The following is a 21,791-nucleotide window of genomic DNA, read 5'->3' on the forward strand; positions in this document are numbered from 1 at the left end:
CTAATTACCAGAGGAGGTTTTGGAGTAAAGTATAGAACCCACATGTTCCCAGAAAACATTTTTGGTAGGATTGTTTGCGGGTACTTCCGTTATTTGAGAAAGGTATTCCCCTACCAGCAGTCTTAGATGTGTTATCTGGGGGTTTTCACCGAAAAAATTCTCATAGGCCATGTCCCAATTCTCAAAAGCCCTCCCTTCCCGTTCTTCATAGCTCAGTAACTCTACATTTTTATGCCGGGGATCTACTTTTATCTTATCGAACAGGGTTAAGACTTTGTACTGGTTGCCTTCAAGATATTGAATAAACTCGCCCTGGTAATAGAGCAGGCATCCGGTAATGCCCTGTTCATGGTTAAAATTTTGTGCCTTTATAAGCATATCCTGTATCTGATCCAGGCTAAATCCAGGCCTTGCAACGGACCGATAGACTAAACTGAACATGGTCTGTAGTAATTTGGTTTTGGTTGTTGTCCGTAAAGATAATAAGTCGGAGTGTTCTCAGGAATCCTTCAACTGATATTTATCCATTTTTTGTCTGATTTCCTCAAGGCAGAGATTGCCAATACTTCCCAAATGCGTATGTCGGGCTTCTTTTGGGGTTTTAAAACTTCCACTCTCTACTTCCTCCGCTATTTGTCGATATGCGTCACGGAAAGGAACTCCTTTTTTAACGAGATCATTGAGGGCGTCTACTGTAAAAAGCAGGTCGTATTTCGGATTGTCCAGAATATCATTTCGCACCTTTATTTTTCTAAGGCTGAAGGCGGTGATATCCAGACAGGCTTTTAATTCCTGGATCGCGGGAATAAGACTGTTCTTTGTAACCTGCAAATCCCTGTGGTAGCCGCTGGGAAGATTGGTAAGCAATATAGACAATTCATTGGGCAGGGCCTGAATGACATTACACTTAGCTCTGATCAACTCAAAGACATCAGGGTTCTTTTTGTGTGGCATGATACTGCTACCGGTAGTGAGATCGTCGGGAAAAGAAATGAAGTCGAAATTCTGACTCATATACAGGCATATGTCCATTGCGAGTTTCGCCAGGGTAGCTCCAACCCCGGCAAGGGCTGTAGCGGTTACCCTTTCTACCTTTCCCCGCCCCATCTGGGCTGCAATCACATTGTACTTCAGAGTTTTAAATCCTAATTCCTCGGTGGTCATGGCGCGATCTATAGGAAATGAACTGCCGTATCCGGCAGCGCTTCCCAATGGATTCTGATCTGCAACATTGTAGGCGGCATTAACAAGGATCATATCGTCAACCAAACTCTCCGCATAGGCAGAGAACCACAGGCCGAAAGAAGAAGGCATTGCCACCTGCAGATGGGTGTAGCCGGGGAGAAGTACATTCTGATAAGTGCCTGCCAGTTCCAGAAGTAAATCAAATAACTCATTTATTTGCTGACTGATAAGCTGCAATTCATCTTTGATATAGAGTTGGATAGCAACCAGCACCTGATCATTTCGCGATCGGGCAGTATGAATTTTTTTCCCAGTATCCCCCAACCGTTCTATCAGAAGAAATTCGATCTTGGAATGCATGTCCTCAAAAGAATCCTCAATGGTAAATTCCCCTTTTTCCACAGACTTGCCAATAGATTCTAATTCGGCTAATAATGCCCGATTTTCTTCCTCCTTCAGCAAACCGATAGAATGCAACATTTTGCAATGGGCCATTGAAGCTTTCACATCGTAAGCAGCCAGGAAAAGATCCAATTCTCTGTCATTGCCAACAGTAAATCGATCTATTTTCTCATCAGTTTTCAATCCTTTGTCCCAAAGTTTCATAACTCAGATTTTTTCAAGAGGTTGTTTATTGCAAAAAACCAATTAGTAAATTAATATATAACTCAATTCCTTCCTCAATTTCGGCCACGTAAATATATTCATCTGCACTGTGGGAGCGAGTACTGTCTCCTGGTCCCATTTTCAGAGATGGGCAACTTAGGGCAGCCTGATCTGAAAGGGTGGGCGAACCGTAGGTGCTTCTTCCCAATGCGATGCCACTTTTTACCAGTGGATGATCTTTAGGGATAGCAGAGGAATTCAGGTTAAGAGACCTGGGAGTTAGCTTGCAAGGGGCCTGGTCTTTGAGTATTTGGGCTACTTCTTTATTAGTATAGCAATCGTTCACCCTTACATCAACTACAAGATCCACGCTGCCAGGCACTACATTGTGCTGATTCCCGCCTTTGATCTGTGTGACCGTCAGTTTTACTTCCCCCAGAACTTCGGATACCTTCGGAAAATTGAAATTTTTAAACCAGCAAAGGGCGTCAATACAATTGTAAATAGCGTTATTCTGGTTAGGATGAGCAGCATGGGAAGGAGTTCCACTGACCTCCGCATCAAATACAACCAGGCCTTTTTCAGCAATTGCCAGTTGCATCAGGGTAGGCTCCCCTACTATGGCTACATCTATCTCAGGAAGTATCTCAAGCATGGAATTTAACCCTTTTGATCCTGAGCTTTCTTCTTCTGCAGAGGCAACAATGATCAGATTGTGAGAGAGATCCTTTTTTTTATAAAAATAAGTAAAAGCTGCCAGTAGCGATACCAAAGCTCCTCCCGCATCATTACTTCCCAGCCCGTATAATTTGCCGTCTTTTACTTCTGCCTTAAAAGGATCACGGGTATAGCCCGAATTAGGCTTTACCGTATCGTGATGCGAATTGAGAAGTAAGTGGGGTTTGTTCTGATCATAGTGCTTATTAAAAGCATATACATTATTATTATCTCTCTGGAATGTAATATCATGATCTCTGAACCATTGCTCCAGAAGAAGAGCCGTTTCGTTTTCCTCAGAGGAAAAAGAGGGGGTCCCGATCAATTCTTTTAAAAGGGTAATGGCTTCACCGCTGAGGTTTGAGATTTCTAGCGTCATAGGGTTAATGTTGTAAAAGTGGATGGGTTAGGCCGTAGCATATTGATATTTCCAATACAAACTTTGTGAACCGAATGGTCTAATGCATGGAAGCAATTTTCCATCTTGGGAAGCATGCCTTCAACAATGACCTTTTCATTGACCAAACTGAAATAGGTTTGTTTGTTAATATGTTGAATTACGGAACTGTCATTTTCGATGTCTGCCAAGACTCCAGGTTTCTCAAAACAATAGAAGAGGGTAGTAGTGTATTCTGAACTCAGGGCTATGGCGAGCTCAGAAGCAATTGTATCGGCATTGGTGTTTAGTAATTGGCCGCCATCGTCATATGTGAGGGCACAAAAAACAGGAACCAACCCGGATTGTAATAAATTATGAAGGGCTTTAGTTCGTATGGAAACAATATCCCCTACAAAGCCAAAATCGATTGATTCCACCGGCCTTTTAACTGCTTTTATAAGCCCTGCATCCGCTCCGCTTAGCCCAAGGGCATTGCATTCCAGAGCTTGAAGTTCACTTACGATCGACTTGTTGATGAGGCCGGCGTAGACCATAACAGCAATTTCCAGGGCCTGCTTATCTGTCACACGTCGCCCATTGACCATCCTTGTTTCGACACCTAATTTTTCACTGAGGTCAGTGGCTTTTTTTCCTCCTCCATGAACCAGTATTTTAGGTCCGGAAACTTGCTTAAAGAAAGTTAGGAATCGGGATAGTTCTGTGCTGTCTCCAATGATATTACCCCCAATTTTAATTATGGACAACGTAGGTTTCATAGAGATTCCAGAATTTTAAGTAAAGCTACCTGGGCAGCGTATGTTCTGTTGTTGGCCTGTTGTATTACGAGTGAATTTTCCCCATCTAGTACCGAGTCTTCTACAATCACATTCCGCCTTACGGGAAGACAATGCATAAAGCTGGCATCTCCTAGTTTATCCTTAGTGATCATCCAATGAGGATCATTATTGAGCACCTCACCATAAGGTTTATAGGCACTCCAATTTTTGACGTAGACAAAGTCGGCATCTTTCAGGGCCTTGTTCTGATCGTATGAAACCGGTACATCTTTCACGATCTCCGGGTTGAGTTCATATCCTGGAGGATGGGTAATACTAAAATCGAATTGAGGATTTTGCCTCATGATGCCGATAAAGGAGTTAGCTACCGCATGAGGCAATGCCCTGGGGTGCGGAGCCCATGAGAGGACTACTTTCGGGTTCTTTTTCTTTGTATGCTCCGAGATGGTGATCAGATCTGCCAGGGCCTGTAGGGGGTGCCCGGTAGCACTTTCCATATTTAATATTGGGATAGATGCGTACTTCCTGAAACCGTTCAGGACCATTTCGGCTTCATCCTGTTCCTTTTCAGTAAGAGAGGCAAAGGCCCGAACACCCAGCACATCGCAATACTGTGAAACTACTTGTGCAGCTTCCCGTATATGCTCTGCCTTTCCCTGATCCATAATAGTTCCGTCCTCAAATTCTAGGGCCCAGCCTTCGCTGCCAAAATTCATCGTCATACAATGCATCCCTAAGTGATAAGCAGCTTTCTGGGTACTCAGACGGGTACGCAGACTGTTGTTAAAGAACAAAAGTCCCAGAACCTTTCCTTCACCCAGCTTTTTATATTTAAAAGGCTCCTTTTTGCATTCCGCAGCAAGTTGCAGCCACGAGGGCATAGAATCGATATCATCAATGTTGAGGTAATGCTTCATTCCAGTTCCTGTTTTAATGCCGTAAAAAATGTATCCAGATGGGCCCTGTTGATATTCAGCGCAGGGAGAATACGCAAAACCTTTTTATTTTTCGCGCTTCCGGTAAAAATATGATGCTTGAGAATGAGATTTTTACGCAGCTCAGCTACCTCGAAATCGAATTCGAGTCCGAGCATAAGTCCTTTGCCTTTAACTCTTTTCAGCTGTGGGATTTGCCTTGCACATTTTTCAAAGTACAATCCCAGATCGGCGGTATTTGCTATCAGGTTCTCTTTTTCTAAAACCTCCAGTACCGCCAGGGTAGCCGCACAGGCCAGGTGGTTACCACCAAAAGTAGTTCCCAGTAGTCCGTACTTTGCCTTAATCTCCGGATGGATCAAAATTCCGCCTACCGGAAATCCGTTGCCCATTCCTTTTGCGATCGAAATGATATCGGGAGTAATGTCGTGATGTTGAAAAGCAAAAAATTTTCCACTTCTCCCAAATCCCGACTGTACTTCATCTGCAATTAAAACCACTCCGTTTTGTTTGCATAAGTGGGCTACTTCCTTGCAGAAAAGAAGAGAAGGTTCATCGAGGCCACCAACTCCCTGAATGGTTTCCAGTATCACCGCACAGACGTCACCTTTCGATAATTCTTCTGCCAGCGTATCCCTGTCTTCAAAAGGCAGAAATGTCACCTGCTGTTGTTTGTTTATAGGAGCATTAATGGCCGGATTATCGGTAGTGGCTACGGCAGCAGAAGTCCGGCCGTGGAAGCTGTTTTTAAAAGCAATCACCCGGCTTTTTCCAGTGTGAAAAGAAGCGAGTTTTAAGGCATTTTCATTGGCTTCAGCCCCTGAGTTGCAAAGAAAAAGGTGATAGTCGTCACAATTTGACAAGGCGCCTAGTTTTTCAGCAAGTTCGCGTTGCAAGGGATTTTGAACAGCATTGCTGTAAAACCCGATTTTGTCTAACTGATCCTTTAACCTTTTGACGTAATGGGGATGACCGTGTCCGATGGAAATTACGGCATGTCCACCGTACAGGTCGAGGTATTCCTGCCCCTTGTCATCTGTTAAAATTACCCCCCTGGCCGAGACCGGGGTAATATCGTAAAGGGGATATACATCAAATAGTACCATACTACCCTTTTCTTATCTGACTAATTTTTTCAAATGAAGCTACGATTCCCCTGATCAGAGAAGAACTAAGACCCTGATGTTCCATTTCATTAAGGCCTTCAATAGTACAGCCCATAGGCGTAGTCACCCTGTCTATCTCTTCCTCGGGGTGATTTCCTGATTCTATCAGGAGAGAGGCCGCACCATTGCAGGTATGCATGGCCAGCTCCTGGGCTTCCCTGGCATCGAAGCCCAATTGAATGGCTCCCTGGGTCGTCGCTCTGATCAGCCTCATCCAGAAAGCAATTCCACTGGCGCAGATCACGGTTGCGGCCTGCATCTGCGATTCTGGTATTTCCATGGAATGCCCCATACGATTAAAAATGGCCTTGGCCAGCTCAATTCGTTTGGCCCCTGCATCATTGCTGCATAGACAGGTCATGGACTTCCCCACTGAGATAGCTGTATTGGGCATGCTTCTTATGATATAAGCTTCTTTCCCTATGATAGATTCGATCTTTTCAATACTGAATCCTGTAATGGTTGAAATGATGACATGCTTTTCAGTAAGGTATTCCTTTACTTCCTGCAGTATGGCCTCAAAATGTCCGGGCTGTACTGCAAATACCAGTATATCCGATTCCTTTACTGCAAGTATATTGTCTGTAGTAACTGTTACATTGCCATACTTTTCGTATTCTTTAATGCTTTCTATATGTCTTTTGGTAAGATACATGGTGGTAGCACCATTAGAATGAAGAATCCCTTTTGCTATGGATACTCCGAGGTTACCTGCCCCTATAATTGCGATTTTCATTGTTTTTTGTTCTGGTTAGATAAAGTAATTTAAAATATACTCGACTTCAGGCTTAATCCTTCTCCTTCCGGTAAACCGAGCATCAGATTCATGTTTTGTACAGCCTGTCCACTGGCCCCTTTTAATAAATTGTCAATGGCAGAGGCAATTAATAGAACCCCTTCGTGTTCCATAAGGTGTAAATGACAATTGTTGGTATTGATGACGGGTTTTAGGGCAATAGGATTCTCGGAAACATGTGTAAAAGGAGCTTCCTTGTAATAGGCCTTATATAATTCCTGAGCATCTTCCAGGGATCCCTCAAATTTGGTGTATGCGGTTACCCATATACCTCTGGTAAAGTTGCCCCTGTTGGGAATAAACCATAGTGGCCCCTTCCCATGCTGATGGTGCTCGAGGCTTTCATTGATCTCCCCAAGATGTTGATGGGTAAAAGCCTTGTAATGTGACATATTGTTTTCGCGCCAGCTGAAGTGTGTAGTTGGGGATAGACTCACCCCTGCGCCTGTACTTCCGGTGGTGGCATTGATATGCACTTCCTGATTGAGTAATTGTGCCTTGGCCAGAGGCAGGAGAGCCAGCTGAATGGCTGTGGCAAAACAACCGGGATTGGCTACGTTTTGCGCCTTTGTAATATGCTCCCTGTAAAGTTCGGGCAGACCGTAAACAAAACTCCTGTCTTTAAAGGTGTTTTGATCCTTTAGCCTGAAATCATTACTCAGATCAATAATTTTTGTTTTTATTGAAAAGGAATGTTCCTCAAGGAAGCGGGTTGAATTTCCATGTCCCAGGCAGAGGAAAATAACATCTGCTTCAGGGTTAATCATGCCGGTGAACGTCAAATCAGTCTTTCCCAGGAGATCGGTGTGTGTATCTGATATTCTGGTTTCCGCCCTTGTAGTACTGAATACAAAATCAATATCCACCCCCGGATGATGTAGTAACAACCTGATGAGTTCGCCCCCGGTATAGCCCGAGCCTCCTATGACACCTGCTTTAATCATGGCTCTTATTTATCTGACTGGCAATTTTGCCGGGGTTGGACAATATTTTAATAAACCCTTTGGCATCTTCTGCAGTCCAGGCCTTGTTTATTTCTCCATAGCTGCCAAATTTAGCAGCCATCAGATCATGCTCAGACCGGATACCGTTTAATTCAAATCGATAGGGATATAAGGTAATAAATACATCACCACTGACATTCTTTTGAGAATCAAGAAGAAAGGCTTCGATATTCCTCATTACTTCATCGAGGTAATTTCCTTCATGCAATAACATCCCGTAAAAATTGGCCAGTTGTTCTTTTTGAAATTGCTGCCATTTACTAAGGGTATGTTTCTCCAACAAATGATGAGCCTTAATGATCAACAAAGGAGCTGCTGCTTCAAAACCGACCCGACCTTTTATACCAATAATGGTATCACCAACATGTATGTCTCGGCCTATAGCATAAGACGAGGCTATTTTTTCTAGTTTTTCAATATTAAGGACCGGGTCATCGGTTACCCCGTCAATTGCAGTCAGTTCTCCTTTTGTAAAACTCAGCGTTACTTCCTGTGGTTCTTCCTTTTTTAGCTGACTGGGAAAGGCTTCCTGGGGGAGGCCTTTATCTGATGTCAGCGTCTCTGCACCTCCAACAGAAGTACCCCATAAACCCTGATTAATAGAGTACTTGGCTTTTTCCCAGGAATAATTTACACCTCTTTCCTTTAGGTAGTTGATCTCTTCTTCCCTGGATAGTTGCCCATCGCGTATGGGCGTAATAATTTCTATTTCAGGAGCGATGATCTGAAAGATCATATCAAATCGTACCTGATCATTTCCGGCCCCTGTACTTCCGTGGGCAATGGCTGACGCGCCAGTTTTTTTGGCATAGCGTACAATTTCGATAGCCTGGACAATTCGTTCAGCACTTACACTTAAGGGATACGTATTGTTTCGAAGTACATTTCCAAAAATTAGGTATTTTACCACCTTGTTATAAAAGCTTTGAACAGCATCTATGGAGGTATAAGAATGGGCTCCAAGGCTTAATGCCTTTTTTCTGATTTCTTCCAATTCCTCCTGAGAAAATCCTCCCGTATTTACACTTACGGCGTGTACTTCATATCCCAGGTCCTGTGACAGGTGCATGGCACAATAGGAGGTATCGAGTCCCCCTGAATACGCGAGCACCAATTTTTTTGATTTGATGTTTTTAGTATTCATCTTATCCTTTTTTCTTTTTAAGCAATAATTGCTCTTTAATACTTTTAAGTCGGCTGAAGGTCTTATTGTTGAGCTTCCTGCTTTCATATTTTTTTGAATGCGCAGGGTCATACAGCATTCCTGTGCAGAGACACATTTTTTGTTCCGTTCGCGTCAGGATATCAAAATTCTTACAGGTCTGACATCCTTTCCAGAAGTCGGGGTCATCAGTAAGTTCTGAGAAAGTCACAGGTTTGTACCCCAGTTCGTAATTCATTTTCATCACCGCCAGCCCTGTAGTAATTCCAAAGATCTTGGCTTCAGGGAATTTCTTCCTTGAGAGCTCAAAGATGGATTTCTTGATTTTTTTTGCCAATCCCTGGTTGCGATAATCCGGATGTACAATTAGTCCGGAATTCGCCACAAATTTCTGATGGCCCCATACCTCGATATAGCAAAAGCCGGCAAATTTATCGCCGTCTAATGCAATCACGGCATTCCCATTTACCAGCCTTTTGATGATGTAATCCGGCGTTCTTTTGGCAATACCGGTGCCTCTCACCTTGGCTGAATCCGAAATGGTTTCGCTGATGACAGTAGCGTATTTTATATGAGATTCGTTAGCAATTACAATATCCATTGCTGTAAAGATTATTCAAATATGTATTGGACTGAAAGATCGATGCGGAAATGGACTCACCTATTTCCATGAGAGAAGTACACCCTTACGGGCGGCGACGAGATGGCACACAAAATCGGGCCTGAGCAGGCTTAATATTCAGTGTAATAATGTGATCTATCGCATTCATGAGAGTCAAATGTACAAATTAAATTGGATTAACACCCTTGCCCCTATATTTTTTGGGAATTAGTGATTTAAAACTGCCATGCTTAAATATTTCGTAGATCAAAAACCCATATACCGATAAATATTCAATAATGAGAAAACCCATGGACTCTTCTGTGCCCGGGTCCCTGTATGCGGTATAGCTGAAAATAATTGTCGCTGACCAGACCAGTGGGAATCGGTAATCGGTGAATATGCACAAAGCAACCAGTGTGATAATATACCAGGGGTGTACCGTGGGCGTTAGAAAAAAATACAGGGCCAGGATAAAGAGCATTGACTGGATTAGAATGTGCTGTGAACTATTTTTTCGCAAAAGGCTCAGTATTCCCACCCATACAATGACAATTAATGGGATCAGTTTTCCATAGCTTTTAATAAGCTCCCAGGGTTTCAGATCAAGACTTTCGCCCAGACTTTTAACCACATTGTAGATACTGGCATTAAACTCAAAATTTGAGAACCACAGGGATAGGGTTGCCATATAATTTTCTGCGAATGCAGGATTGTAAAAAGGTAACAAAGTAGCAGCAAGGATCAAGAAAACTAATGTGTTGAAAATAAGTCCTTTTTTAAGGCCAAGAGCTTTGAAGAAAAGGGGTAAAAACATCAATGGGATTAGCTTAACAGATATTGACAGGGCCATGGGCAGTGCAGCTAACATCCATTTATTTATAGCTATGAGATAAAGTGTAATGAGAAGAAAAAACAGCATTACTCCTTCAAAGTGAAGATTACCCCCCAACTCTATTATAATCAGTGGATTTAAAAAGTACCAGAAGATAAGGTGAGGAGATTTATTGACAAACTTCAGCAGTTTTCGTCCGAAATAAAAAATCCCCAGATCGGCAAGGAGTAAAATCAATCTGATGGCTATTACTGATCCAAGAATCTTTCCACCCCCTAGCCATACCGATAAACCAAACAATAGCTGGCTTAGCGGAGGATAATTACTAAAGTTGGATGCACTGAGCGATTCCATCCCTTCAACCAGATATCCGGCTTGCGGGATAATGATTTCTGAACTTCCAACCAGGTCAACTGGAAGATACAAATACGGATTTTCCCCTAGTAATACCAGATGTCCATCCCAAATAAAGCGGTAGAAGTCCTGTGACAGGTTGGGGATGGCAAAGAGAAAAACCAATCGAAATACAACTCCCAGAAAAAGCAGGAATTTATAGTTCCATTTTTCAAATTGAATCAGTTTGTAACACAGAATAAAAAGTCCCAGATATAAACCAAACATTCTGGCGAAGTCTGAGCGTTGCAGATGGTAAGCAAAGGTGTAATAAAGCAGCCCGCAGAGGATGGAAAGTAAGATGGGAACTTTGTGGAGTTTCCAATACGTCAGAACCGCGTTGGGCATGGTTGGTAAGGCAATTGGTTTTTACAAATAACCGAAAAAAAAGGGGAATTCCGACAAAAAAACAAGGAGCCTTCATAGGTTGACGAAGACTCCTGTTTGCTAATTAATTGGTGGCTAATATTAAAATTTTAATTCTACTATACCTTTGCAGTTAGTGACTTAAAGAATACGAAGCCAAACCCTAGGAAAAGCATAAAATGGAATGGGAATAATCCAAAATCATTAAGTGGGATAGCACTGTACATACCGAATAAAAAGTAAACCATAAGGGCAAACTCCAGGATCATATTCGGAGAGAGCTTTGTTGCCAGGTATTTATTTCCTTTCCAGCTATCAGTAAGATTATTGATATTGAATTTCGGTGTTCTCACGAATTCGCTTCGCTTTCCCATATGTCCTTCCAGAACGGCCACTGTATTGTGCAGGGAGAAGCCAAGAGCTACCGAGAAAAAGGTAAAAAACAATTTGATATAGTCGATAAAATTATCAAAACTGCTTCCCTGAATACTTTTGTAGGTAAACCAGTAACAGATAAAAAGGATGATTGTTGAAACGATAAAAAAGCTGGTCGCTTCAAAAATCCAGTCCAGATGCCCATAAGTGTTTTTAATGTACAACATCGGAATACTTAATATAGCAACCAGAAATACAAACAGGAACATGGAACTGTTCAAAAGGTGCATTACCCCGTGGAACTTTGTTTTAAAAGGAATATTCTTTGCCGTAATCACATTGAGAACTGTTTTCCTGAAATTCTCAGCTCCACCTTTATTCCAGCGAAATTGTTGAGAACGGGCTGCGCTGATTACCACAGGAAGTTCGGCCGGAGTTTCTACATCTTCGAGATACTTGAATTTCCAGTTTTTCAGTTGTGCCCTGTAACTTAGATCGAGGTCTTCGGTTAGGGTATCTCCCTCCCAGTTACCCGCATCCAGGATGCATTCTTTTCTCCAGATCCCGGCAGTTCCGTTAAAATTGATAAAATGACCTTTGGCATTACGTCCTACCTGCTCAAGGGTAAAGTGAGCATCCAGGGCAAAGGCCTGTATACGGGTTAGAATGGAGTAATCGCGGTTGATATGTCCCCATCGCGTTTGTACTACCCCAATTTCTTCGTCCTTAAAATAGACGACTGTCTTTTTAAGCCAGTCTGAATCAGGAAGGAAGTCGGCATCAAAAATAGCGATGAAATCGCCTTTCGCAATTTTCAGACCCTCCTTCAGGGCGCCAGCTTTAAATCCCTGACGGTTTTCCCTTCTGATATGCTTGATGTCGAGACCGCTTTCCCGCAGTTCCTCAATTCGTTTTGCTGTTTGATGAACTGAATCATCGGTAGAATCATCGAGTACCTGGATTTCCAACTTGCTTTTTGGATAAGCAATTTTGGAAATGTTGTCTAGTAATCGTTCAATAACGTACTCTTCATTGTAAATGGGCAATTGAATTGTAACCGAAGGTATTTCTTTGGGATCTAACAGGTTGAATTTTGGGGCCAGCTTCTGGGTTTTCTTGTATCCCAGGTAGTTGAGCAACAAATTGAGCTGGGCAAGACTGTAGAAGAATATCAGGAGTAGTGCAAGGCTGTAAATTCCGATAATGATGTAAGCAATAGTTAGTCCCATTTTATTTTAAACTGTATTTAAATATCCAAGCCAGGATTTTTATGCCGGCAAATATAGTGCCTTTTACCGTACCTGACACTTTTGATATACCAATTCTTTTTTTGTAACGAACTGGTACTTCGGTATATGCTATTTTTTTCTTTAAGACTTTTAACTGCATTTCAACCGTCCAGCCATAGGTCTTATCTTCCATTTTTAAGGCCATGAGCTGTTCGTAACGAATGGCTCTGAATGGCCCCAGATCTGTAAAATCAGATCTGAAAAACAACCTCATCAGGAAAGTGGCCAAGCCGTTACCAAACCTTTGCTGAGGGGTCATGGAACCTTTTTCCTGTAATGCCTTTGAGCGTGCACCGATCACAAAATCTACCTCGCCATCCAAAATCGGCTTTACAACTTTATGGAGGTCTTCCGGGTAATCGGAATAATCTCCGTCCATAAATACGACAATACCAGGGGGTTTGGATCGATTCTGTAAATATTTTATCCCTTTGAGGCATGCATACCCGTATCCCATGTTCTCTTCAAATAGTACGGTAGCGCCTGCAGCTTCTGCTACTGAGGCCGTATTATCATTTGAATTATTATTAACAACGATGATTTCTGAAACAGAGCTGGGAATCTCGGAGATTACATGGCCAATAGACCGGGCTTCATTAAAGGCAGGAATGATAACTACGATTTCCATTAGCAGCGACTGCGCCATACGAGGGTTAGGAGTTATGACCAATCGGGTGCAAAAATAGCGGAATGCTTTTATTTATCATTAACAAGGTGCATTAAATCCACATCATTCCCCAGCAGGACCTGTGTGGGATTGATCCTTCCTTTTTCAGGACCATTTTCCAGTTTAAGCACTCCCCTGGGACAAACTGCAGAACAGATTCCACACCCAACACAGCTCGAACGGATGATGTTCTCCCCCTTCTGCGCATATGCTCTCACATCAATCCCCTGCTCACAATAGGTGGAGCAATTGCCACAGGAAATACATTGCCCGCCGTTTGTAGTGATCCGGAATCTCGACTTAAATCGCTGGACAAATCCGAGATATGCAGCAAGTGGACAACCAAATCTGCACCAAACCCGATTTCCAAAAATGGGATAAAATCCGGTACCGATCACACCCGCGAAAATAGAACCAATAAGAAGGCTGTAGGTGTTTTGGACGCTGGAAGTTTTAATTCCCAGTACCGTTCCGGTTTCCGAAAAAAAGCTGTAGAGTGTCATCAGGGTCATCCCCACGGCAAAGACCAGTACTCCATGGACTAACCACCTTTCCACCCTCCAGGATAAAAGTGTTTTGCTTGAATGTTGCCTGTATGGGTCCCCCAGCGTTTCTGCAAGTCCGCCACAACCACACACCCAGGAGCAATACCATCGCTTCCCGAAAAAATAAACCATTACAGGAACAATAATGAGGGTTAGTACCGTTCCCCAGACCAATATAAAGATCCCAATTCCTCCGCTGTTTATTAGAGAACGTAAATTCCACTGGAAAAAGAAGTCGTAATCCAGGGGGAAGGCATTTTTAAAATCGTAGTAGGGCATTTGCAGGCGAACCATAATCTCAGGGATCAGAAAGGCAAAGACGATCTGAAAAAACAATACTGAGGTGGTTCTGATCATCTGATAACGATTATGCCTGTACTTGATATACATCCTTACTCCCATTACGGTCATAACGGTACAGTACATAAAGCCATAAACAAACCAATGTCCGGCAGGATTACCACTGAGGGATTCACTGATCGGATCAACCAGGTAGGTCCAGTTCACCGCATATTCCGGCCTGAAATACAATAAGAGGTAGAAAGTGATCAGATAAAAGAAAACCAACCAGGCTATCCATCCACGGTTAGTTGCATTCGCATAATAAATCCCGTTATTTTTTATCCCTTTCTGCCCCAGCAAAATTACGTTTGGGAGGATAAACAATAGAGCGCCGACAATTCCTAATCCAAAGGTTAACCACCACATCAGGCCTTTGTTTTCCGGGATAAATCCAGTCCCGGCCCTTTTTCCTAAATCGGCAGAAATATCATGAGCTTTGGTATAAATTATCTTCTTGTATTCCTTGTTCTTTCGGTGCGTGCTATTGGCTTTGTCCAGTGCTGCTGCAATGATTGGGGAAAGATTGTGCATTCCGGAAAAACGCTGTCCTACCACCTCTTTGTCCATGGCTTCAAGGAACAATTCACTTTTAATGCCCTTCTCCTCAACCCACTCTCTTAAATCTGAATCCTTAAGCGAATAGGTGCCGATAAATGGAAGTATCGTAAAGATACCCAGGCCTGCTAGGAAAAGAATCAACCCGATAAGTTTTGCTTTTTTCATTCTGGGTTCAGCGTTTAGGCGGATTTAAATATGCGTTTCCAGCTTTTCTTTTTGGGCGTGATATTTGTTCCGAAGTTACTGTTGTAACTGTCAACTATTTCCTTCTCATATTGACTATAAAACTCTGGATCGAAGTTGGCATCCCTGAAGTGTTCCATCACATAATCGATAGTGCGACCCTCGGTGAGCCATCGATCAAATATTTCGTGTCTCATCCGTATACCGAAGGTGTTGATTCCCAGGAATTTTTTATCGGAAGAGTGGAAGGCCATAGTTATACATATCATTTCCTTATCATGTCTCCAATGGAAGTGCTCTTCAAATTCCTGCCGATTTCGGCCACTGAATACCCATCCGTAGGTCTGGTATTCAATATCCAGGAATTTGGCTGAATTAAACCAATGTCCGGGATTGTATTTTCTTCGCTGTCCGCAAATGGTATGCGCGACTGTTTCCCCCATCATTCTGCCTGTATACCAGACTGCCTCCACCGTACGTCTGTTCCCAATTGCCTTTTCCTGTTCGGCACAGTCACCTATGGCGTATATATCAGGTATATTCGTTTCCAGATATCGATTTACCCTTACCCCTTTTCCCAGTTCAATTCCTGAATTCTCCAGAAAAGCTATGTTAGGTGTAACCCCGGCAGTTAGGCCAACCAGATTACAGGCAATAGTCTCTCCCCTGTCTGTAACAACTGCCCGCGCTCTCCCTTCCTCGTCAGAGAGGATCTCAACCAGGTTGGTACTCAGGCGTAAATCTATATGGTGATCGCGGATGTGTTCATTGATCATCGCAGACTCACCCTCGGGTAGAACTCCATTCCAGAAACTACTTTCCCGAACCAGGAATGTCACCGGGATATCCCTGCTCCTCAGCATTTCGGCCAGTTCAATGCCAATCAGCCCACCACCTACGATTACCGCCCTGTTGCAAGTTTCCTTATCCGGCGCATCAATTTCCAATTGTTCCAGTTCCTGTTTTGAATACAGACCCTGTACCCCTTTAAGATCCTGACCAGGCCAGCCAAATCTGTTAGGTTTGGAACCGGTGGCTATGATAAGTTTGTCATAACTAATGGGATCATTGTCATTTAGGATCAACTGTTTATTCTCATGGTCTACTTTGTTTACATATCCCTGCACCAGTTCAATGCGGTTTTTCTTCCAGAACCAGTTTTCATAGGGTTGGGTATGCTCAAACTTCATATGTCCCATATAGACGTACATCAGAGCAGTACGGGAAAAGAAGTACTCGCTCTCGGCTGAAACGATTATAATTCGTTTATCAGATAATTTTCTGATATGTCGTGCGGCGGTTACCCCAGAAATACCATTTCCAATAATTACAACGGTTTCCATGAATGCGGACAGATTTTCAACTTGAGTCGGTTTAAATATAAGAACTTAACAGCCCATTAGGATTCTGCCGACTTTAAAAAATTGTATTTTAGAGTATGTAAAGCCAATTCTATATGAAAAGATCTTGTTTCCTTCTTTTATGTCTTCTACAAATTTCCTGTAGCAGCCAGTTTGTAGGGAAGATCAATGGGGTGAGTTTTGTTGCTTCGCGCGATGAAGTAAAACAGGAGCATATCAAGCCTGTTAAGCAATTGTATGCAGACCATGCCGCCGTGATGCCATTTGGATTTATTCGTGAAGTCAATTCTCCCGAGATAATCTTTGATACCGAACGTCAATGGTTTGGGGAGACTCGTGTAGGTGCCAAACAGTACATTGAACTGCTTCACAGGAACAAAATTAAGGTAATGCTTAAGCCTCAGATCTGGATTTGGCGGGGTGTTTTTACCGGGGAACTGAAGATGCAAAGTGAGGCCGACTGGCAGAAGCTGGAACAATCCTACGAAGCATTTATCCTGACATATGCCAGCCTCGCAGAAGAGTCAAAAGCTGAGATATTTTGTATTGGCACTGAACTGGAGCAGTTTGTTAGTCAGCGACCTGAATTCTGGAAAAATCTGATTCTTAAAATAAAGGACCGCTACAATGGGAAACTCACATATGCTGCAAACTGGGATGAATTTGGGAGGACTCCTTTTTGGGCGGATCTTGATTACATAGGCATTGATGCTTATTTCCCCCTGTCTGAGTCGAAGACACCAACTGTAGAAGAATTAAAAGAGGGATGGAAACCGTGGAAGGATAAAATTACCACAGTATCCTCTTCGGCCAACCGACCTGTTCTCTTTACCGAGTTTGGTTACAGGAGTATGGATTTTACAGCTAAAAAACCCTGGCTGGTAGACAGAAATGAAGAAACTGTTAACCTGGCAGCTCAGGTCAATGCCAAAAAGGCCATTTTTGAATCCTTTTGGGATGAAGAATGGTTTGCAGGAGGTTTTGTTTGGAAATGGTTTATCAACCACGAAAAATCGGGTGGCCCTCAGGACAACCGATTTACCCCACAAAACAAACCTGCAGAGGAGGTCATAAAGACCTTCTACAAGACTTATAGATAACCCTATTTGTTGTTTTCAGTCTGTTAATTCGGTTTGATATGCCTGGCGTAGTAGGCGTAAAGTACTTCCGGACGATAGCCTCTGAAATACATTAAATGGATCCTTGCAAAATGATATTGTAGTTTTAAATAACCATTCGCCCTGTACTTACGTGCAGAGGTCTTTATTTTATACGGTAATACTTTGAATTTTGAGGCACGGTAGATTCTGCCAATAAATTCATTGTCCTCATAAACCCTGTATCTTTCATCAAAACCTCCTAGTGAATTGAATAATTCTCTGGTAATAAAAAGGGATTGATCACCTCCGCGGCAGAGCAGAAAATTAAAGCGGGAGAACCAGGCAAAAATACCGAGGAATCTACTAGAGTTGTCGAATTCGAGCCTGAAACAACCTGCTTCAGACTTTTGGGAATTGGCCTTACGGATCAATCGGTCGAATGCCTGAGGAGGAAAATTATCGGCATGCAGGAAATAGAGAATATCCCCTTTTGCTAATCGGGCCCCCTTGTTCAATTGAAATGCCCTTCCTTGAGGGGAATTCTCAACGACAGCGCCCAGGGAATTGGCGATCTCAACTGAACGATCTGTACTTCCCCCGTCCACAACTATGAATTCGATTTTTTCAGGGAACTCCGCTACGGTTTTCAAATACGGAATCAACCTTGAAAGGTTGTCTTCCTCATTGATCACCGGGATTACGATGCTTATGTCTGGGATTTCACTTTTTTTCATTCAGGCTCCAGTCGTAGGGAAGATAAGACAACTTTATATTTTCCTGAAGATCGATTTTTGTATAAGGTTGAATAAAGCTGATCAGACTTCTTTTTTGCATAAAATCTCCCCTATACCATTTAAATATGGGAGAGAGATTTAATTCATTCTTAGAAATTTGATTTTTTGTCTTATCGTTAATAAAACTCATGGTAGCCTGCTGTAATTGCAACTCCATGCCCTTAGAGGTGTAAGCTTTATTCATCAGTTTAGGACAGGAATAAGAAGCGCAATTTATCGCGAAATGTATTCGGGGTTCGTTCATCTTGCGTAAAATTCCTAATTCAATCTTGCTGAGGGAAACCATGTCGTTGCCAAGGCGAATGCGATTTTTACCCCAGGGGTTATCTATATCCTTGATGCTCTTTAAGGGATAATTTTCAAGGATCAGATGAACGGTTGCCGCATTGTAGAGGTTGATATAAAAAGCCAGTTTCTCATTCTTTGACTGCCTTGCGCTCGGCTCATTTTTACCCAGGTAGTTGAGATATTTTTCGAGCTCAGCTTTTCTCTTCATAAACCCGGGATAGTCTACAAAACCCTCTTCGGTAACATTTTCCTTTAGCAATACGGTCCATGCCGAATGGTCTAATCCTTCATTTTCTTGAGAAGTGATTGAATTTTGAGGCGCGCCAAAGAGGGTACTTATCCAAATTACAAATAGAGTGAAATTCATTTCTCGTATTTAACAGCATCCACCCCCGTCATAATGCCAGGTGCTTTCACTGATATGAATGGGCTCTTGTAAGGCTGCGAGAGCAGCAGCGGTCTTATCACAGACAGCTAAGGGCTGATTTTGCAGTAAAACATGACCATTTTTGTCGTCGAGATAGGGTTCACCCCCATAGTAAATTGCCGTTTTTCCTGTGAACACACATGGGCCATCTTCGGGCATAGGGTCTTTAATAGCAGCTATTTCGATAGATTCGATATGGACTAATTCCTCGGTGGGATAGTGGTTGGGGGAGAGTATTCGGTATGATTTTCGAGCCCGTATCTCAATGGTACCAAATCCGGCATCCGTTAATACTTTTACATAGTCTTTAATCGGAATACTTCCACTCAGGCAAAGTGCCCGGAGCCTATCGTCGTTACGCAGGGTTTGGTTCATAGGTTGTTCGCATACCGGATCGCTCATAACAAGTCTTCCATGTGGCTTTAAAACCCGGTACATTTCTGCAACCGCTTTTCTCAAATCTTCAAGCTTAAAGATATTAAACAGGCAATTCTGTGCTGCCACATCTATGCTTTCGCTTTCGATAGGCAAATTGAGGGCATCGCCTTTTAATAGGTTCACGAACTCACTCCTAAACCATGGATTTTCCTCTTCAGCAATTTTAAAATTACTTTTACATGCCGAAAGCATTTCATCCACTACATCCACACCGGTAACACCACCTTTTTGCCTTGAGAAATAAGCAAATTGAAGGAGTTCCATTCCTCCGCCTACACCAACATAAAGGACTTTCGGATCATTCACCAAATCTGAGGCCGAAACGGTACTGCCACAGCCGTAATTCATTTCCTGCATGATGGTCGGGATAGACAAGCCTGGAAGCTGCCATACCGGGTTGGTTGTACAGCATAGCCCCACATCGGGGGTTAATGCAGCCTGTTTGTAAAGATCATTGGTAGCCTCTAAATAACTCATAACAATTTTATTAGTTCGGTGAATAAAGTAATCATTTTTGGTTCAGTTTTCCCGGCCACTTCAATTATCTCGGCAACATTTACTGGTGCTAAGTTGTCAGGGTCGCATTCATCGGTCAGAACTGATACTGCTATAACAGGTAGTCGTAAATGATTAGCAATAATTACTTCAGGTACTGTACTCATCCCTACGGCGTCGGCCCCGAGAGTTTTTAGCATACGGTATTCGGCCTTGGTTTCAAGCTGAGGTCCTACGACTGCCGCATAAACTCCTTTTTGTAATGAGATATCGAGCTTCTGTGCAATGCTTTCTATTTTCTTCCGCATTTCCGGATCATAGGGCTCACTCATATCCACAAACCGGTCTCCGAATTCTGCAACATTTTTAAAAGCCAGGGGCGAACCTCCCTGCAGGTTTAAGTGATCTTCCACCAGCATGATATCTCCTTTTTTAAAATTAAGGTTGACCGCTCCTGCTGCATTGGAGATAAAAAGTTTCTTGATTCCGAGTTGTCTCATCACCCTGATAGGATAGGTGACATCAAAGAATTCATAGCCTTCGTATAAATGGAACCTTCCCTGCATCACGACCACCTTTTTGCCTTCCAGGGTTCCATAGACCAGTTTTCCCGAATGGAATTCAACAGTAGCCAGGGGAAAGAAAGGAATATTGTGGTAATGTGCTACCAGGGAATCTTCTATTTCATCCACCAATTTCCCCAATCCAGTGCCGAGTACGATACCAATTTTGGGATTGTCGAAGCCCTTGCTTTGAAGGTATTCAGTAGATTCGTTTAATTGTTTTTGTGTCATATTTTATTTTTTAAAAAGGGCTGGAAGGCAGGAATTTCTTCAATGTCTTCCAGTACATCCACATCGTTTTTCAATGGCATGAGGGTAAAATTTTTATCCTTCAGATCTGCCAGGGTGTCTTTTAGCACTGAGGGCGTACCCCATTTTTTCCCCTCGAATAGTTCCGGAACAAAGCGCGTCATACCCAGTAAATAATATCCGCCATCTTCGGCAGGGCCCAGAACGAAATCATGTGTACTTAAATTTTCAAATGCCTGTTGCAGATCATCAGTACTGAGGTCGTACAAGTCGCTCCCTATAACAACGATTCGTTTATAGCCGGCTTTAAATCCTGCCTTAAAGGCATTGGCCATACGCTCACCCAGATCATCTCCGGTTTGTAACCTCTTGTGAAATTTATCTTCATTCCACAGGTCGTTCACCCCAATTTTGTCTGAATAATATACCAATTTATGAACCTTCAGTGGTAACGTTACTGCAACGGTATGCTGTAAGAGGAAGTTATAGATGGCCAAAGCAGATTCATCCCCGATGGAGGTCGCCAGCCTGGTTTTACACTTCCCTAACTCGGGGTTTCGGGTAAAGATCAGGAGGAGGTTCTGCTGTTCACCCTTCATCGCTGTGATCGTTTTCAGGCTCGTAAACTTTTTCTCCTTTACTGAGGAGTAAACCCCAAAGCCTATTGTAGGCGTGAACCTTCCGGGTCAATTTCTCATCAGCATCCAAAACCGGGTGATCTTCTTCTATCCATTTAAAGATGCCCCCTGACATGTTCTTTACATCTTTATAGCCCATTTTCTGGAGTTCCTCCGCTATTTTTCCAGATCGGATTCCTACAGAACAATAAACCACATAGGTAGCATCCCTATCCGGAAATAAGGAATTAAATTTCCCGGCATCGAAATTTTTGTATCCAATATAATGGGCATTGGGCAAATGACTTACTTCAAATTCTTCTTTTTCCCTCGCATCCAATCGCGTATAGGAAGGATTAACAGCAACCTCAGTAACGGATGCCAGCGGGATGTCCTTGCTTGCAAGCTTTTCGATAATTTTCTCCATTGTCCTCTGGCTGAAAGAAGTAGTTGACATAAGTATGACTCCGGTAAAAAGGATCCCTTTTAGCATAAAGACAAAGATAGTATATTGAGAAGGACCCATAAATACACTCTCACTTTTCCTCCTGAAAAAAT

22 protein-coding genes are annotated in these 21,791 nt (G+C 42.7%); 1 reads left to right on the forward strand and 21 read right to left on the reverse strand.

The features are described from left to right. The 15 genes from AB8P51_RS08065 to AB8P51_RS08135 form a co-directional block, all read right to left on the reverse strand. A complete protein-coding gene (locus tag AB8P51_RS08065; protein ID WP_369748291.1) occupies window positions 1–441 on the reverse strand; it encodes a BLUF domain-containing protein in 441 nt (146 codons plus the stop codon). A 57-nt stretch (window positions 442–498) separates the two neighbouring features. Beyond that, window positions 499–1,791: an argininosuccinate lyase gene (gene argH / locus AB8P51_RS08070; protein WP_369748292.1), complete on the reverse strand. Its 1,293-nt coding sequence runs from the start codon at window positions 1,789–1,791 to the stop codon at window positions 499–501. Between the two features lie 25 nt (window positions 1,792–1,816). Then, window positions 1,817–2,887 (reverse strand): M20 family metallo-hydrolase, encoded by a 1,071-nt coding sequence (locus AB8P51_RS08075; RefSeq protein WP_369748293.1) that lies wholly within the window; start codon window positions 2,885–2,887, stop codon window positions 1,817–1,819. Continuing rightward, on the reverse strand, window positions 2,884–3,663 hold the full coding sequence (argB, locus tag AB8P51_RS08080) for an acetylglutamate kinase (RefSeq protein WP_369748294.1): 780 nt from the start codon (window positions 3,661–3,663) through the stop codon (window positions 2,884–2,886). Before argB ends, AB8P51_RS08075 begins: the two co-directional genes overlap by 4 nt. Then, window positions 3,660–4,601: an acetylornithine carbamoyltransferase gene (locus AB8P51_RS08085; protein ID WP_369748296.1), complete on the reverse strand. Its 942-nt coding sequence runs from the start codon at window positions 4,599–4,601 to the stop codon at window positions 3,660–3,662. Before AB8P51_RS08085 ends, argB begins: the two co-directional genes overlap by 4 nt. Continuing rightward, a complete protein-coding gene (locus AB8P51_RS08090) occupies window positions 4,598–5,725 on the reverse strand; it encodes an aspartate aminotransferase family protein (protein WP_369748297.1) in 1,128 nt (375 codons plus the stop codon). Before AB8P51_RS08090 ends, AB8P51_RS08085 begins: the two co-directional genes overlap by 4 nt. A 1-nt stretch (window position 5,726) precedes the next feature. Then, a complete protein-coding gene (proC, locus tag AB8P51_RS08095; protein WP_369748298.1) occupies window positions 5,727–6,521 on the reverse strand; it encodes a pyrroline-5-carboxylate reductase in 795 nt (264 codons plus the stop codon). A gap of 29 nt (window positions 6,522–6,550) precedes the next feature. After that, complete coding sequence (gene argC / locus AB8P51_RS08100) at window positions 6,551–7,525, reverse strand: N-acetyl-gamma-glutamyl-phosphate reductase (protein ID WP_369748299.1); 975 nt, start codon at window positions 7,523–7,525, stop codon at window positions 6,551–6,553. Beyond that, window positions 7,518–8,729 (reverse strand): argininosuccinate synthase, encoded by a 1,212-nt coding sequence (locus tag AB8P51_RS08105; protein ID WP_369748300.1) that lies wholly within the window; start codon window positions 8,727–8,729, stop codon window positions 7,518–7,520. The genes argC and AB8P51_RS08105 overlap by 8 nt, the downstream gene beginning before the upstream one ends. A gap of 1 nt (window position 8,730) precedes the next feature. Further along, window positions 8,731–9,348, reverse strand: a complete 618-nt coding sequence (locus tag AB8P51_RS08110) for a GNAT family N-acetyltransferase (RefSeq protein ID WP_369748301.1) — start codon at window positions 9,346–9,348, stop codon at window positions 8,731–8,733. 187 nt (window positions 9,349–9,535) lie between these two features. Next, window positions 9,536–10,924: a mannosyltransferase gene (locus tag AB8P51_RS08115; protein WP_369748302.1), complete on the reverse strand. Its 1,389-nt coding sequence runs from the start codon at window positions 10,922–10,924 to the stop codon at window positions 9,536–9,538. Between the two features lie 137 nt (window positions 10,925–11,061). Beyond that, on the reverse strand, window positions 11,062–12,546 hold the full coding sequence (locus AB8P51_RS08120; RefSeq protein ID WP_369748303.1) for a cellulose synthase family protein: 1,485 nt from the start codon (window positions 12,544–12,546) through the stop codon (window positions 11,062–11,064). A 1-nt stretch (window position 12,547) separates the two neighbouring features. Next, on the reverse strand, window positions 12,548–13,252 hold the full coding sequence (locus AB8P51_RS08125; protein WP_369748304.1) for a glycosyltransferase family 2 protein: 705 nt from the start codon (window positions 13,250–13,252) through the stop codon (window positions 12,548–12,550). A gap of 50 nt (window positions 13,253–13,302) precedes the next feature. Then, window positions 13,303–14,883: a 4Fe-4S binding protein gene (locus AB8P51_RS08130; protein WP_369748305.1), complete on the reverse strand. Its 1,581-nt coding sequence runs from the start codon at window positions 14,881–14,883 to the stop codon at window positions 13,303–13,305. 14 nt (window positions 14,884–14,897) lie between these two features. Further along, window positions 14,898–16,244, reverse strand: a complete 1,347-nt coding sequence (locus AB8P51_RS08135) for an NAD(P)/FAD-dependent oxidoreductase (protein WP_369748306.1) — start codon at window positions 16,242–16,244, stop codon at window positions 14,898–14,900. Between the two features lie 113 nt (window positions 16,245–16,357). On the opposite strand from AB8P51_RS08135, the gene AB8P51_RS08140 reads away from it, so the two are divergent. Then, the gene (locus AB8P51_RS08140; protein WP_369748307.1) at window positions 16,358–17,362 is read left to right on the forward strand and encodes a glycoside hydrolase; all 1,005 of its coding nucleotides are present in this window, start codon (window positions 16,358–16,360) and stop codon (window positions 17,360–17,362) included. A 23-nt stretch (window positions 17,363–17,385) separates the two neighbouring features. Here AB8P51_RS08140 and AB8P51_RS08145 read toward each other — a convergent pair whose 3' ends face one another. The 6 genes from AB8P51_RS08145 to AB8P51_RS08170 are packed head-to-tail and all read right to left on the reverse strand — an operon-like array spanning window position 17,386 to window position 21,660. Beyond that, on the reverse strand, window positions 17,386–18,096 hold the full coding sequence (locus AB8P51_RS08145; protein ID WP_369748308.1) for a TIGR04283 family arsenosugar biosynthesis glycosyltransferase: 711 nt from the start codon (window positions 18,094–18,096) through the stop codon (window positions 17,386–17,388). Continuing rightward, window positions 18,083–18,811 (reverse strand): DUF547 domain-containing protein, encoded by a 729-nt coding sequence (locus AB8P51_RS08150; RefSeq protein WP_369748309.1) that lies wholly within the window; start codon window positions 18,809–18,811, stop codon window positions 18,083–18,085. Before AB8P51_RS08150 ends, AB8P51_RS08145 begins: the two co-directional genes overlap by 14 nt. Window positions 18,812–18,820: 9 nt before the next feature. Beyond that, window positions 18,821–19,786: an arsenosugar biosynthesis arsenite methyltransferase ArsM gene (arsM, locus tag AB8P51_RS08155; protein WP_369748310.1), complete on the reverse strand. Its 966-nt coding sequence runs from the start codon at window positions 19,784–19,786 to the stop codon at window positions 18,821–18,823. Further along, on the reverse strand, window positions 19,783–20,598 hold the full coding sequence (locus tag AB8P51_RS08160) for a purine-nucleoside phosphorylase (RefSeq protein ID WP_369748311.1): 816 nt from the start codon (window positions 20,596–20,598) through the stop codon (window positions 19,783–19,785). The genes arsM and AB8P51_RS08160 overlap by 4 nt, the downstream gene beginning before the upstream one ends. Beyond that, on the reverse strand, window positions 20,595–21,215 hold the full coding sequence (locus tag AB8P51_RS08165; protein WP_369748312.1) for a TIGR04282 family arsenosugar biosynthesis glycosyltransferase: 621 nt from the start codon (window positions 21,213–21,215) through the stop codon (window positions 20,595–20,597). The genes AB8P51_RS08160 and AB8P51_RS08165 overlap by 4 nt, the downstream gene beginning before the upstream one ends. After that, window positions 21,205–21,660, reverse strand: a complete 456-nt coding sequence (locus tag AB8P51_RS08170) for a rhodanese-like domain-containing protein (RefSeq protein WP_369748313.1) — start codon at window positions 21,658–21,660, stop codon at window positions 21,205–21,207. Before AB8P51_RS08170 ends, AB8P51_RS08165 begins: the two co-directional genes overlap by 11 nt. Between the last annotated feature and the right edge of the window lie 131 nt (window positions 21,661–21,791).

Origin of the sequence: Muriicola sp. SD30, from assembly GCF_041205185.1 — a bacterium.
Taxonomy (GTDB): domain Bacteria; phylum Bacteroidota; class Bacteroidia; order Flavobacteriales; family Flavobacteriaceae; genus Muriicola.